This is a genomic window from Achromobacter sp. 2789STDY5608621 (genome assembly GCF_001299375.1).
GTDB lineage: Bacteria > Pseudomonadota > Gammaproteobacteria > Burkholderiales > Burkholderiaceae_B > Achromobacter > Achromobacter insuavis.
This window is the reverse complement of sequence record NZ_CYTU01000085.1, coordinates 1-11,826: the sequence shown is the minus strand read 5'-3', so window position 1 is coordinate 11,826 and position 11,826 is coordinate 1. Positions and strand designations below refer to the sequence as shown.

Annotated in this window: 13 protein-coding genes; 1 reads left to right on the top strand and 12 read right to left on the bottom strand. The window is 67.4% G+C overall.

Annotated elements, in window-relative coordinates:
- The 11 genes from AOZ53_RS32530 to AOZ53_RS32480 all read right to left on the bottom strand — a co-directional run.
- Nucleotides 1-1,584: TipJ family phage tail tip protein (locus tag AOZ53_RS32530; protein ID WP_197286555.1), on the bottom strand; the 1,584-nt coding region annotated here is incomplete at its 3' end.
- On the bottom strand, nt 1,581-2,186 hold the full coding sequence (locus tag AOZ53_RS32525) for a tail assembly protein (RefSeq protein WP_054429162.1): 606 nt from the start codon (nt 2,184-2,186) through the stop codon (nt 1,581-1,583). The genes AOZ53_RS32530 and AOZ53_RS32525, both read right to left, overlap by 4 nt.
- Nucleotides 2,183-2,962, bottom strand: a complete 780-nt coding sequence (locus tag AOZ53_RS32520; RefSeq protein ID WP_054490983.1) for a C40 family peptidase — start codon at nt 2,960-2,962, stop codon at nt 2,183-2,185. Before AOZ53_RS32520 ends, AOZ53_RS32525 begins: the two co-directional genes overlap by 4 nt.
- 2 nt (nt 2,963-2,964) lie before the next feature.
- The gene (locus AOZ53_RS32515; protein WP_054429164.1) at nt 2,965-3,693 is read right to left on the bottom strand and encodes a phage minor tail protein L; all 729 of its coding nucleotides are present in this window, start codon (nt 3,691-3,693) and stop codon (nt 2,965-2,967) included.
- A gap of 2 nt (nt 3,694-3,695) precedes the next feature.
- A complete protein-coding gene (locus tag AOZ53_RS32510; RefSeq protein WP_054490981.1) occupies nt 3,696-6,338 on the bottom strand; it encodes a pyocin knob domain-containing S74 family peptidase in 2,643 nt (880 codons plus the stop codon).
- A gap of 4 nt (nt 6,339-6,342) precedes the next feature.
- Nucleotides 6,343-6,681 (bottom strand): phage tail protein, encoded by a 339-nt coding sequence (locus tag AOZ53_RS32505; protein ID WP_054475743.1) that lies wholly within the window; start codon nt 6,679-6,681, stop codon nt 6,343-6,345.
- Nucleotides 6,682-6,683: 2 nt separating this feature from the next.
- Nucleotides 6,684-7,970, bottom strand: a complete 1,287-nt coding sequence (locus AOZ53_RS32500) for a phage tail tape measure protein (protein WP_054429166.1) — start codon at nt 7,968-7,970, stop codon at nt 6,684-6,686.
- A gap of 57 nt (nt 7,971-8,027) precedes the next feature.
- The gene (locus AOZ53_RS32495; protein ID WP_231689917.1) at nt 8,028-8,276 is read right to left on the bottom strand and encodes a phage tail assembly protein T; all 249 of its coding nucleotides are present in this window, start codon (nt 8,274-8,276) and stop codon (nt 8,028-8,030) included.
- Nucleotides 8,277-8,317: 41 nt separating this feature from the next.
- Nucleotides 8,318-8,791 carry a phage tail assembly chaperone gene (locus AOZ53_RS32490; RefSeq protein WP_054490979.1) on the bottom strand — a complete coding sequence of 158 codons (474 nt, stop codon included), beginning with the start codon at nt 8,789-8,791 and terminating at the stop codon, nt 8,318-8,320.
- 5 nt (nt 8,792-8,796) lie between these two features.
- Complete coding sequence (locus AOZ53_RS32485) at nt 8,797-9,264, bottom strand: phage tail tube protein (RefSeq protein WP_049076510.1); 468 nt, start codon at nt 9,262-9,264, stop codon at nt 8,797-8,799.
- Between the two features lie 152 nt (nt 9,265-9,416).
- The gene (locus tag AOZ53_RS32480) at nt 9,417-10,103 is read right to left on the bottom strand and encodes a hypothetical protein (RefSeq protein ID WP_231689918.1); all 687 of its coding nucleotides are present in this window, start codon (nt 10,101-10,103) and stop codon (nt 9,417-9,419) included.
- A gap of 177 nt (nt 10,104-10,280) precedes the next feature.
- Between AOZ53_RS32480 and AOZ53_RS32475 the strand changes: the two genes are divergently transcribed.
- Complete coding sequence (locus AOZ53_RS32475) at nt 10,281-10,982, top strand: XRE family transcriptional regulator (protein ID WP_082380423.1); 702 nt, start codon at nt 10,281-10,283, stop codon at nt 10,980-10,982.
- A gap of 86 nt (nt 10,983-11,068) precedes the next feature.
- Here AOZ53_RS32475 and AOZ53_RS32470 read toward each other — a convergent pair.
- Nucleotides 11,069-11,826, bottom strand: a 758-nt coding sequence (locus AOZ53_RS32470; protein WP_156333599.1) for a DUF1214 domain-containing protein, incomplete at its 5' end; no start/stop codon positions are given.

Here is an 11,826-nt window from a genome sequence, read left to right as displayed (position 1 = left end):
CCGGCCGCCGATGCGGCGGCCCGCCAGGTGCTGGTCGGCCACGCGGATCACGCTGCCCGGCCGCACGCGGCAGGCATCCAGGCCGACCGAGAACGTGACCGAGCGCGTCTCCAGGTTGGAGGTCAGCAGCATCCACTTGCCGATCCGGTGCGCCTGGCCGCGCGAGGTGCAGCCGAACCCGGTCACTTCCACCTGCTGGATTCCATAGCGCGCGATGCCTTCGCGGTTCTCGACGTACTCGACCTTCTGGCGACCCATTTCGGACATGTCGTTCCAGGACACCAGCGCCACGGTGTAGCGCGTGGTCAGCGCCGAGCCGACGTAGTTGAAGCGGCCATCGACCACGTTGGCCGACGAGAACGTGTAGACCGGATCGCCCGGCATGTCGGCCGAGGCGAACACGGCGGCGTTGGCCCAATAAGCCATGCCGCGGAAAATGGAGGCGAAGTCCTGCACCACCCGGTAGGCGTCGGCCGCCTGTTGCAGGTAGACGTTGCAGGTGAAGCGCGGTTCCTTTCCGCCGAAGCCGTCATCGACCATCTCGTCGCAATAGCGGCCGATCTGGTACAGGCCCCACTTGTCCAGCCAGCCCGCCGGCACGCGCGTGCCCAGGCCATAGCGGTCGTTGCTGATGAGGTCGTAGAACACCCAGGCCGGGTTGTTGGTCCAGGCCAGCTTGAAGGTGCCGTCCCACACGCCGTCATAGCGGCGCAGGTCCGGGTGATAGTTGGACGGCACCCGGATGATGCGGCCGCGCACGTGGTACGCGCGGGTGGGAATGCTCTGGAACTGCGACGCGTCGATCTTGATGCCCACCAGCGCCGACATCGGATAGCGCAGCTTGGCGTCGACGATCTCGGTGACCGTGTCCACCACGGTGCGGTCCGAGATGGTGTTGCTGTTGGCGTTGGGCGTCACGCGGCGCACGCGCACGGTCCAGCCCTGGCGCGCGCGCGGCAGCTCGATGCGGTGCGAGCGCGTATAGCGCTGGGTGGTCTTGCCGTCGAACGCGGTCGACAGCACCGTCTGGTAGCCGGCGCCGTCGGTGTTCAGCTCGATCACGTATTCGACGCGGTAGCCGTTGATGTCGCCGTTCTTGGTGTCCGCGCGGCTCAGGCCTTCGACCGCCAGCGTGACCCGCACGGCGGAAGCCTGCAGGTTGGTGAACAGACGCGTCCACGGCTGGCTCGACTTGAGCTCGGCGTTGATGCCGATGGTGCTTTCCGACGCGGGAAAGCCGGGCAGCGGCTCCTGCAGCTGCGTGCCGGTGCGAAAGTCGATCGACGCGCCGCTGAAGTTCAGCGAGCCGTCCTCGTTGGCCACGGGCGTGCCGTTCAGGTAGACATCGCGCAGCGCGTTGTCCATGCCGTGCACGGGACCGTAGATCTCGCCTTCGCCCAGCAGGTCGATGACGCGCGCGTAGGCGGTGCTGTGCAGGCTGTCGGGCGATTCCACCGGCGTGCGGCCGCCGCCGCCGCCCTTGCCCTTGTGGCCGACAAGGCCCTGGCCCTCGGCCAGCGGCTTGCCGCCAAAAGAAAAGGCGCCCGCGGGCGCCCTGTTCCTGATGCGATGTCGTTGTTTCATACCTGGTCTTCCGAATAGATGCCCGCGGAGATCGTGGCGCTGCCGACGAACATTTCCCCGTACAGCAGCGGCACGGGATTGCCCTGTGCCGTCGTGTTGACGGGCCCGTTGAAGTTGTAGGAGGCGCCGTTCTCCGGCCTGTCCCTGGCGCTGAGCAGCCGCTGCTGCGGCGACAGCATCTGCGCGACGCCGCCCAGCATCATCGACAGGCCCAGCGTGGCCGTGGCCTGAACCATGCCCCCCGCCGTGAACGCCGCCGTCAGGCCGCCGCTGTAGAACGCCGCCGCGGCGATCAGCACCGCCCCCAGCACCGTCTGGAACAGGCCGCCGTTCTTGGCGCCCGCCAGCACCGGCGCGATGCGGATGGCGTCCGCGCCCACCGGATGCCCCAATTCGTCTTCCGACAGATTGCGGCGGCCGGCGAAGCAGGCGAAGCGCACGCCCCGTTGCTCGCTGTTCGCGAGCGCGCGTTCGAAGCCCGGCAACAGGGCGCACAGCGCCCGCACCGCCTCGGCCGGACTGGCCACGGCCAGACGGTGTTCACGGCCGAAGCGCGCGCCCAGCCAGCCGTAGAGTCGGACCACTCGTGTCCTGTCGTTCATGTCTTTTCTCCATGGCGCAGCACCACCCGGGTGGCTTCGCGCCAGAATCCGCCATACACGACCCGCTCGGAGTCGCGCCCATACAGGTGGTGCAGCATCGCGTCGGGCAGCGGAAACAGGTCCGGCGCCTCGCCCAACGGCTGCGCGCCGAGAAACACGCCGGCATGGTTGGCGCGATCCGAACGCACCTGCATCACCACCACGTCGCCCGGCGCCAGCGCTTCATGCGGCTGCAGCGGGCGAAAGCCCGCCTCGGCGTAGTGATCCATATACAGGTCGCCGGCGCGGCCAGGTTCCCACCAGCCATCCTCGCGCGGAAAGTCCGGCAGCTTGATGCCGCGTTCGCGCGCATACCAGTCGCGCACCAGCGAATAGCAATCGAGCACGCCGTGCGCGAACTGGCGCCCCAATAGCGGCGCCTGGAAGCCCTCCGGCGTGAAGCCGCGGATCTCGCCAGCCTTGATCCTGCCGTCCAGGTCCTTGGCCACGGCGACGATGTACCAGGGCAGGCCGGACGCCTCGCAGGCCACCCGATCGGCTTCGCTGGGCAGCGCCGTCGCGTCCGGGTGCGAGTGCACCACGGCCGTGATCCGTCCGCTTTCCTCGGCCGCCGCGTAGTCCCGCGCCGACATGACGAAGTGCTCTTCGCTGGCGGCGGTGTTGCGGCACGGCACATACCATTCGCGTCGGCCCGCCTTGACCACCAGGCCGCAGCATTCCTGCGGATACGTCGCCACGCCATGGTCGCGGATGGCCTGCATCGTGCGTTTGAGCATGCCTATCCCCTGACCAGGTCGGCGGATGGAAAACCGCCGAAGTTGATGACTTCGTACTCGCCGAAGCGCTTCTTGCAGTCGGACATCAGGCCCGAACAGCGGTCCAGCGTCGGATCGCTGACCGGCTTGCCATCCAGGTCGAACATGCGGCTGCCGGTGTAACCGCAGTAGGGGCCGCGATAGCCGCCCTTGCGCAGCCACGAGCACACGCCAGCGATGATCGGCCGGTCGGGCAGCTTCTGGCCATTGAAATCCAGCGCGCTGGACAGCGAGAATTCCACCACCTCGGCGGTCTCGGCGGTCTTTTGCTGCACCAGCCAGACTTCCTGCGGCAACTCTTCCTGCGGGTCGGCGGTGGGATTGCCCTGCGGGAAATTGACCGCATCCAGATACTTCCCGAGCGTGCGGCGCACCACCACGCGCGCGCCCACCAGGTCATCCAGGTGGACGCAGAGCGCCGAGATCACGCCCACCACCGGCTTACCTTTGTCATCCTGCCCGATATTGCCCACCGACAGCGTCGGCGAGGGCTGCTGCCCCTCTCCCACCAGTTCGAACCCTTCGGCGCGGATGGCCCACGGATCGTACTGCTGCCCCTGCCACCAGATGGCGCCCACTTGCGTGTAGCCATGGAAACGCAGGACCTGGCCGCCGATGGCCGTCGCATCCAGCTCGAACAGCTCGACCAACGCGCCGACTTCCAGCTTTTGAACGTCTGAATAAATACCCATTGCTATTCCTCCCCGGCCTGCCGTGGCGGTTGCCCGGACTCGCCGGCCTCGCCACGCAGGCGCTCGACCTGCCTGGTCAGTTCCTCGATACGCCGGTGCATTTCCTGCATGGCGCAGACCATGCGCGCGACCAGCTTGGAGCTGTCGACGCCTTGCAACTTCATGCGTGGCGCGGCGCCGTGGACATCGGTCATGACCGCGTCCTTTTCGCCCGACACGGCCAGCGGCGCCACTTCCTGCAGTTCATGCGCGATGAAGCCATCCTGCGCGCTGTCATCCATCACCATCCGGAACGTGCGTGGCCGCATGCGCAGCACGGACCGCAAGGCCCAGGCGCCGTCCATGTCCTCGATGTCGTACTTCACCCGGTAGTCCGACGTGGTGTTGTACGAGGTTGCCGACGGCGAGGTCTGGATGGTGCCCACCAGCCCGCCGGCGGCGTTGGTGAATACGATGGGCGACGTGTGGTCCGCCTGCGGGCTGTACAGCGTGCCGAAGCGGCTGCCGCCACCCTCGAAGTTGATGGCCTGCCGCACCAGGTAATTACGGTTGTATTCCGCGCCCAGGACCCAGGTGGCGGCGGTGTTGATGCGCCCGCAGTCATAGCCGATGACTTCGAAGATCAGCGGCTGGTAGGCGCCCGTCCCGGTTCTGCCGCTGGTGATGTACGAGCCCGACGGAAAGCACTGCAGGGACAGCACGCTGGCGTTGGCGCCGCTGTCCTGCCACACGTTCACGCGGCTGCCCGCGGCGGCGGTGCCGGGTGCGACATTCAGGTTGCCGGCCCCCGACAGGCTCTGGAAGACCCCGCCCGCATTGGGCCCGAAACCCATTGCGCCCCGGACTTTCCAGGTTGCGGAATCGAACGCCAGGTCCTGCGCCACGTTCGGATCGTATTTCGCGTAGGCCGTGCCATTCCAGCGGTGCCAGCCCGCGCCGTCGACGTAGATGTCGCCGCAATCCGCGGTCGGCATCTGCAGCGCATTGCTCCAGCTGCCCACGGCGCGCCACGGTTGCCAGCTGCCGTTGGTGGTGTTGCCGTGGCGCACATACCGGCGCGGTTTCTGACCGGTGAAGAGCACCGACATTTCCTGGCACACGATGCCCGCCGACAGCCAATAGACATTCATGTAGCCGGCATTGACGGCGGCGCTGGGCGGCCAGTTCGATCCGGCCGACATGGGCGTGGCGCCGACCCAGGTGTAGAACGTGTTGTCGGCGATCAGCGTGTTGGCGTCCGTCGCGGCGGTCAGGTAGACATGCGTCATGGCCTGATCGGCGCGAGCCTGCTCGAACCAGGCGCCCCAGGTGGCGACGCCGGCGCTCTGGAAGCGGTTGCGGATGAATTTGCGCGGATTGGCCAGCGTATAGGTGGTGTACTCCTGGTACACCGCGTTGTTGCTGCCGGTGCCGAATTTCACCGACAGCAGGCCCGCCAGCGGCGCGGGATAGTTCGCTCCGGCCGCCGCGGCCGCATTGGTGTTCTGGCTATAGTCGCCCGGCGTGGCATAGGTATCCAGGTCATCCGCGGCGCCCAGCGGCCGCGCGTTGACGCCCGGGATCTGCGCCTGCGGCACCTTGCCGCCAGCGTCCAGCGTGGCAATGCCGCCCGGCGCCGCCAGCTGCGCCGAATCGACGCTGGCCACCCAGGACGACCAGGTGCCGGTGATCAGCGACCGGTTGTAGACCTTGTTGCCATTGCCGGCGTAGTACACCTGGCACACGCCGGAGGTGACGCTGGCGCCGCCCTGGGGCGAGGCCGACATGACCAGCAGGTAGCCCGACTGTCCGATCGGGAAATTGCTGCCCCCGGCCGCGATCGCCGACGTGGCGACGGCCCACAGTCCCCGTTGCGTATAGCCGTTCAGATCCTGCGCGGCTGCCATCGAACCGGCATAGGACACCACGGTCGAGACGTCGGTCAGTTCCTTCCAGGCGGACCAGGTGGTGGCCGACACCCGCACGCGCCAGAAGCGCTGCATGGCGGCCGCGACATTGGTGCGGGTGGTGTAGACCTGCGCCACCGGCGTGCCGGTGGCCGTGACTTCAAGGAAGCCGACGTTGGCCACCGGATAATGGGCGCCCGCCGTGGCCCCGGCGATGGTGGACTGATAGAACGAACCCGGCGTTGCGTAGTCGTCCAGGTCGTGCGCGGTCGTCGGCAGGACGGCCGCGAACGCGCTCGGGATCTGCGCCACGGGAACCTTGCCATTCGCGTCCAGCGTGGCCAGGCCATTGGCGGCCCCTTTCTGCGACAGCGCCGGCAGCTCCTGCCAGGCGGCCCAGATGCCGCCATAGAACGAGCGCCAGAAACGACGCGAATAGGCGCCCGACCGGTACTGGGTGTATTCCTGGTACACGAACAGGCCGTCCGCGGAAGCCGCCACTTCCAGCAGGCCGGCGTTCGCGATCGGATAATTGCTGCCCGTCAACGCGTTGGCGTTGGTGCCCTGGTGATAGCGTCCGGGGTTCGTCAGCGTGTTCAGGTCCACCGTCGCGCCAAGCGCCGACGCGTTCCACAGGCCAGCCAGTCCGGACTGCACGTCGGCGAAGTTCGCGTTCACCTTCTGCATGGCCACGCGCAGCGGATCGCCCGCCTGGTCGTTGTCGGTCTTGCCGACATTGATCGCTTGTAGGGTTGCCATGGTGTCAGGGCCTGAAGACTTGTTGGAAGGTCACGGCCAGCGAGTACATCTCGCCGCCCATCGCGGTCAGGTCGTAATCCGTCGCGGTGTAGTAGCCTGGCTCGCCCAGCGGCGGTTGCCACTGGAAGTTCCGATACCCCTGGTGCCGGTCCAGGAACGCCACGATCGGCCCGACCTGCGCTCCCGAGCCGGAGAACTGCAGCGGCCACGAGGCCACTTTGTTGTTGATGCCGTCGGCCGCGGTCTGGCTGTAGCCATCGCCGAACTGCGCGGTCAGCACGCGAAACTTGGTCCGCCCTTGCGGATTGACGCGCGGCGACCAGGTGAAGGTTTCGATTGCCATGATCATGCCCCCGCTAAACGGTTGTTGTTGGCTTGCCAGGCCAGGCCGCCCTGGCGATACGATTGCGTCATGCGGCGGTCGACCAGCTGGGTGACGTATTCGCCTATCTGCTGGCCGAACTGCTGCCAGCCGCCCTCGCCCGATTCGCTCGAGGAACTGACGTTGCCGTCCTGCACATAGACGTTGACGGACACGCCGCCCGCGGCCTGACCCGTGTCGCCGCCCACATTCGGGAAAGCGGCGCGGATGCCGAGCGAGCCGTCGGCGCCGCGATGCAGCGGCATGATGGCCTCGGGGCCGGCTTCGCCCATGACGCCCATGGGGAAGGCGACGGGGCTGGCGGTCATGCCGTTGGTGAAGGCGCCGCCTTTGGCGAACTGGACGGGAAACGCCTGGGCCACCGACGGCACGATGGCGCTGCTGGCGCTGCTTGCGCCACCCGAGCCGAACAGCCCTGCAATGAAGCCCCCTGCCTGGCCGATCCAGCCGCCCAGGCCGCCCGAACCCGACATGAATTCCTTGCCCAGCAACGTCTCCATGAGCTGGGCGGAGGCGGCCGATGTCACCATCTTGGCCACGTTGTCCAGGAACGACAGCCCCATCTTGTCGAATTTCTCGGAGACGAAGTCATACATCTTGGTGCCCAGAATGTCCTGGATCTTGCCCGCGCCGTTGCGCGCCGATTCGAGCAGCTTGTCGTTCACCTTCGCCATGAAGTCGCCGTCCTTCTCGACGAGTCCGAGATTGCGCCGCTCCTTGTCGTACTTGTCCTGGCTGAGCGTGCCATCTCGCAGCGCGTCATCGAGCGCACCCTGCTTCTGGGTCTTCTCGCGTCTGGATTCCGCATCGGGATCCGCGAGATTCTCGATATAGGCGCGCATCTTCGTCTGGTCGCGCAGCCTGTCGAGATCCCACGCAGCGGTCGTCAGGCTGTACTTGTCGCTGGGACTCTCGCCCGCGAACCGGCCGGCTTCGGTTTCGTACTCCATCTTCGCGGTTTCGGATGTCCGGCCCAGCATCGCGCCGGTCTTTTTCATTTCCGCCAGCGCCTGCTCGACCGCCTCGGACCGGATCGCCTGGGCATGCTTGTTCAGCGCGTCCGTCGACTTTTTCTTGCCGTCGGTGCCCTTGTCGGTGGTGTCGTTGCTTTTCTGGCACACGGTCGCGGCCCGCGCAACGGCGCTCTCCCACGCCCGCCGGGCCGCCGCATTGCGATTGAGCTCGGCGGTGTTCTGTCTGAGCGCCGAGGTTTCCGCCGCGATGTTCGCGGCGTTGTTGTTGTTTGCCATGGTCCTATACCTCACATAGATCCGCCTCCGGCCCGCTCGCGCGGGCCGGACACGTCGTCAAGACCCCTTCTTGATCTTCGACATCAGGAACGCCTTCAACGCGTCCGCCCCCGCTTCGGCGGGAGGTTCCTCGTCTTGCGCGCCCCAGCGCACCAGCATGTCGGTGGCGCGCACCTTGGCCCCCGCCGCCCGCGCCACCGTGGCGGCCAGGCTGGCGGCGAGCACATCGGCCCGGTCGTCTCCCAGCGGAGACGTCCGGTCCCATTCGCGCCACAGCGACACTTCATGGGTGTCGATGGTGTCCATCAACTCGCCCAGCGTGCGCCCCAGTCGAAGCGCCAGGACCATCAGGAAACGGAGGTCTGGCGTTTCCTGGAGGGCTTTTTTGCGCGCTCCTGCGCCCCCTCCCCGAGGTTGCCCAGCTCGATCGCCTTGGCCACCAGCGTGGCGTGCGCCAGCCCGTAGGCCGCGGCCACGACGTCGACGTCTTCGTCGTCGAAGACGCGGCGCGGCCCCTGTTCGGTCTGCTCGAACAGCGTGCGCACCAGCAGGCTGGCCGAGGCGCGGGTGTAGTCCACGCCCGGCGCGTCCAGCTTGGCGCGCACCACCTCGTTGTCCTCGCCCGGCACCACGCCCGCCGCCGCCCAGATCGCGCGGATATGGAACAGATGGTCGCCGGCGCTGGGCGCGCGCACGATGACGCGCGCGTCCTGCCATTGCGGCACGGTCAGGATTTCGTGGGCGAAGCCGGCCAGCGGGTCGACCGCCAGGCCGCGCAGGCCCGCGGCGCGAGAAGAGGAATTGATCGACGTGTCCGTCATGGCGCTCAGCCCCCGTTGGCGGGCGCGTCGGTCAGCTTGACGGCGCCGGTGACGCGCACGTTGAACGTGGCGGACACGACGTTGTCCAGCTGGCCTTGCCACTGGTATTGCGTCACCAGGCCGAGGAACTCGAACTTGGCGCCGTCGGCGAAGGTCACGCGGAAGGCGCGGGTCTTCTTGTCGCTGCGCGCGGCCACCAGCGCCTTCTGGGCGGGATCGCCAGCCTTCCAGTTGCCGGCCATGCTGAAGGTGCCGCTGTCGTCCAGGCCCAGGGCGTATTCCTTGGCGGTGGACTTGAGCACGGTGACGTCGATCTCGGTGGTCTGGCCGCCCTGGAAGTTCGGGTCCTTGATGGTGATGGCCAGATCGGCGTAGGTCAGGCCGGCGGCGCCCAGGTCTTCGGTGGCCGTGGTCGACACTTCCAGCTGGGTGCCCTGGGTTTGAACGAATTGCGAAACGGTAGTACCTGCCATTGCAGACTCCAAAAAAAAAGCCCGCCAGAGGCGGGCAACAAAGGCGTTTCCGGAGATCCGGAGCGGCCATGAAAAAGCCCCGCGGCAATTGCCGAGGGGCTTGGTCGGTACGTTCAGATTTTCTTCGGGCGCAACTTGGCCCGACGACTCAATTATGCGGATGTGGCGCCCGCGCCGCAAGCCTTTGCGCGATCGGCGTGTCGCACTTGCGGCGCCGTCACCAGCCCGCGCCGGCGCAATGCCGGCAGCAGGGCGACCTTGGCTTCCTGGTAGGCGGCGTGCTGCTGCTCGGGCGTCAGGCGCGGGTTGCTGAAAACGCGAGCGCCGGCCGCCCGGTTGCCGGCATGCACGCCGATCGCGGAGCGCTGCTGCCACGGCAGCTCGTCGATACACAACTCGGTCTGCTCGCCGCGCGCGGCGGCCAGGCGGGCATCGACGTCTTCGTCGTCGTAGGCCTCGTCGGCCGTCATGCCGCGCGCGAACGCCGAGACCCGGCCGACGCCCAGCTTGGGCCGGTAGCCCCGGCTCCAGTGGTACCACTCCATGATCAGCGCTTCGACCTGATCCGACTCTTCCCGCGTCATGTTCTGCCCCTTCTGGTTGCGGCCCTGCGCCGCCTGCTGCCAACCGGCCCGCTCCGCCGGCCGCGACACAAAGGAACGCGCGATGGCGGCGCCCGCCTGCGATGCCGCCGCGACCCAGCCCTGCGGGGCCTGCAATGCCATGTTTCCTGCCTGATTCATTTGCCGCTCCTTGCCATTGAGTTCGATGCCGGTGTCCGTCGCTGGCGGACGCTGCCGAGGTGGCGCCGCCCGGGCGCCGGTGTTGCGGATCGCCATTGCGGCGGTCCGGATGGATGAGGGAGAGAAGCCCTTTGGTAGCGATACGCTACCCACGCTTCCGTCTGATAACAGCACACGTTTTGGGTAATCCATGAGTAAGATTCTACAAATGTATAATCCCGTTTTCAACACTTGTTGTTGCACAATTTTCCACAACTGTTTAGCGTTGACACCATGGCTCTCGGAAAACAAATCAGGCGCTATCGCGCCGCTCTCGGTCTCACCCTGGAACAGCTGGAAGCGCGCACCGGCGTGGGCGTGGGCACCATCGCCGCGCTCGAGGGGCGCGACAGCGAACGTTCCAAATACGCGGCTCGCCTGGCGGCGGGATTGGGGCTGTCACTCGAACAATTGCTGGACGAGTCGGCGCAGTATCCGCCGGACGTCGTGCTGGCCGATGCCGGCGGCGGCGAACCGCCGCGGGTGGACCACGGCGCGGGCGATGATCTGCGCATCCCCCGCTTCGATACCGGCGGCGCCATGGGCGCGGGCGTCGAACTGCGCGACCAGCCCGGCGTGATCCAGAGCCTGCGCGTCAGCCAGGAATGGCTGCACAAGAACCTGCGCCACTACACCGCGGCCGCCAACCTTTGCGTGGTGACGGGTTTCGGCGACAGCATGCGGCCCATGTACAACCCGGGCGATCCGCTGCTGGTTGACCTCGGCGTGGTCAAGGCGGAAGTCGACGGCGTGTTTTTCTTTCGTGTCGGCAACGAGGGCTTCATCAAGCGCCTGCAGCGCATTCCCAGCGCCCAGGGCCTGCTGATCCGCGCCAAGTCCGAGAACACCAAATACGATGCCTGGGACATCACCGAAGACATGGATCTGCAGATTTTCGGACGTGTGTTGAAGGTCTGGCGCAGCGAAGACCTCTGACGCCGCGCCACGGCGTCAGACCGCTTGCCGACGCGCGCGCCGGCCAGGCGGACGCGGCCTCGCGCGCCACTGTCAGGGCCGGTGCGTCAAAGCCCGACGCGCTGCGGCTGCGGCGATTGCCAGCTGCCGTCCAGCAAGGCCGGCTTGGGCCAGTAATAGCGCAGCGTGATCGTGAACGGCCCCGCCGGCGCCGGCAGCCAGTTGGCCTCGCCGCCCTTGCCGGGCGTCTGGGGCTGGATGTGCAGCGTCAGTCCGCCGTCGCGATCGCGCTTGAGCGCGGGCAGCATCGACGAATCCACCAGCGTGCGCCGGACGGCCTGGGGCGCCTGCGCGGCCCCGGCCGGACGCTGCAGCGTCACCGACCAGAACGCATTGACCGGCGGCAAGGCGCGCGGCGCGAACCGCAACGTATACGGCTGGGCGCCGTCCAGCGGCTGGCCCGCGGCGTCGGTGGCCAGCACCGTGGTGATCGATTCTTCGCGGCTGTCCGTGCCCAGGCCGACCTGCGCGCCAGTGGCGCGCGCCAGATAGTCGTTGCCGAGCGTGCGGCGGTCGCCGAACAGCGTGTCGGCCTTGCCGTCCAGCGCCAGGCGGCGTTTGTCGATCTCGTTCTGGCCGTCGTGCATGCCTTCCTGCATGACCTGGCGCAGGCGCGGATTGCTGCCCTCCGCGACCGCCGGCGCGCCGGGCCGGATGCGCATGCTGTCCAGCCGCTTGCGCAGCGACTTCTCGCTGTGCGCCACCGGCGCGAACTGCAGCAGGAATCCAAGCTGGTTGTAGAACTCGAGCGAGGTGCGCATCTGCGCGGGCGATTCGGGCGCCAGCCACTCGATCGTGGCCGGCG

Coding starts and splice junctions, on each gene's coding strand:
- AOZ53_RS32480 (WP_231689918.1), bottom strand. CDS start 10,103: ATGGCGATCCGCAACACCGGCGCCCGGGCGGCGCCACCTCGGCAGCGT.
- AOZ53_RS32495 (WP_231689917.1), bottom strand. CDS start 8,276: ATGGACACCATCGACACCCATGAAGTGTCGCTGTGGCGCGAATGGGAC.
- AOZ53_RS32520 (WP_054490983.1), bottom strand. CDS start 2,962: ATGCTCAAACGCACGATGCAGGCCATCCGCGACCATGGCGTGGCGACG.
- AOZ53_RS32525 (WP_054429162.1), bottom strand. CDS start 2,186: ATGAACGACAGGACACGAGTGGTCCGACTCTACGGCTGGCTGGGCGCG.
- AOZ53_RS32505 (WP_054475743.1), bottom strand. CDS start 6,681: ATGGCAATCGAAACCTTCACCTGGTCGCCGCGCGTCAATCCGCAAGGG.
- AOZ53_RS32515 (WP_054429164.1), bottom strand. CDS start 3,693: ATGGGTATTTATTCAGACGTTCAAAAGCTGGAAGTCGGCGCGTTGGTC.
- AOZ53_RS32510 (WP_054490981.1), bottom strand. CDS start 6,338: ATGGCAACCCTACAAGCGATCAATGTCGGCAAGACCGACAACGACCAG.
- AOZ53_RS32490 (WP_054490979.1), bottom strand. CDS start 8,791: ATGACGGACACGTCGATCAATTCCTCTTCTCGCGCCGCGGGCCTGCGC.
- AOZ53_RS32500 (WP_054429166.1), bottom strand. CDS start 7,970: ATGGCAAACAACAACAACGCCGCGAACATCGCGGCGGAAACCTCGGCG.
- AOZ53_RS32485 (WP_049076510.1), bottom strand. CDS start 9,264: ATGGCAGGTACTACCGTTTCGCAATTCGTTCAAACCCAGGGCACCCAG.
- AOZ53_RS32475 (WP_082380423.1), top strand. CDS start 10,281: ATGGCTCTCGGAAAACAAATCAGGCGCTATCGCGCCGCTCTCGGTCTC.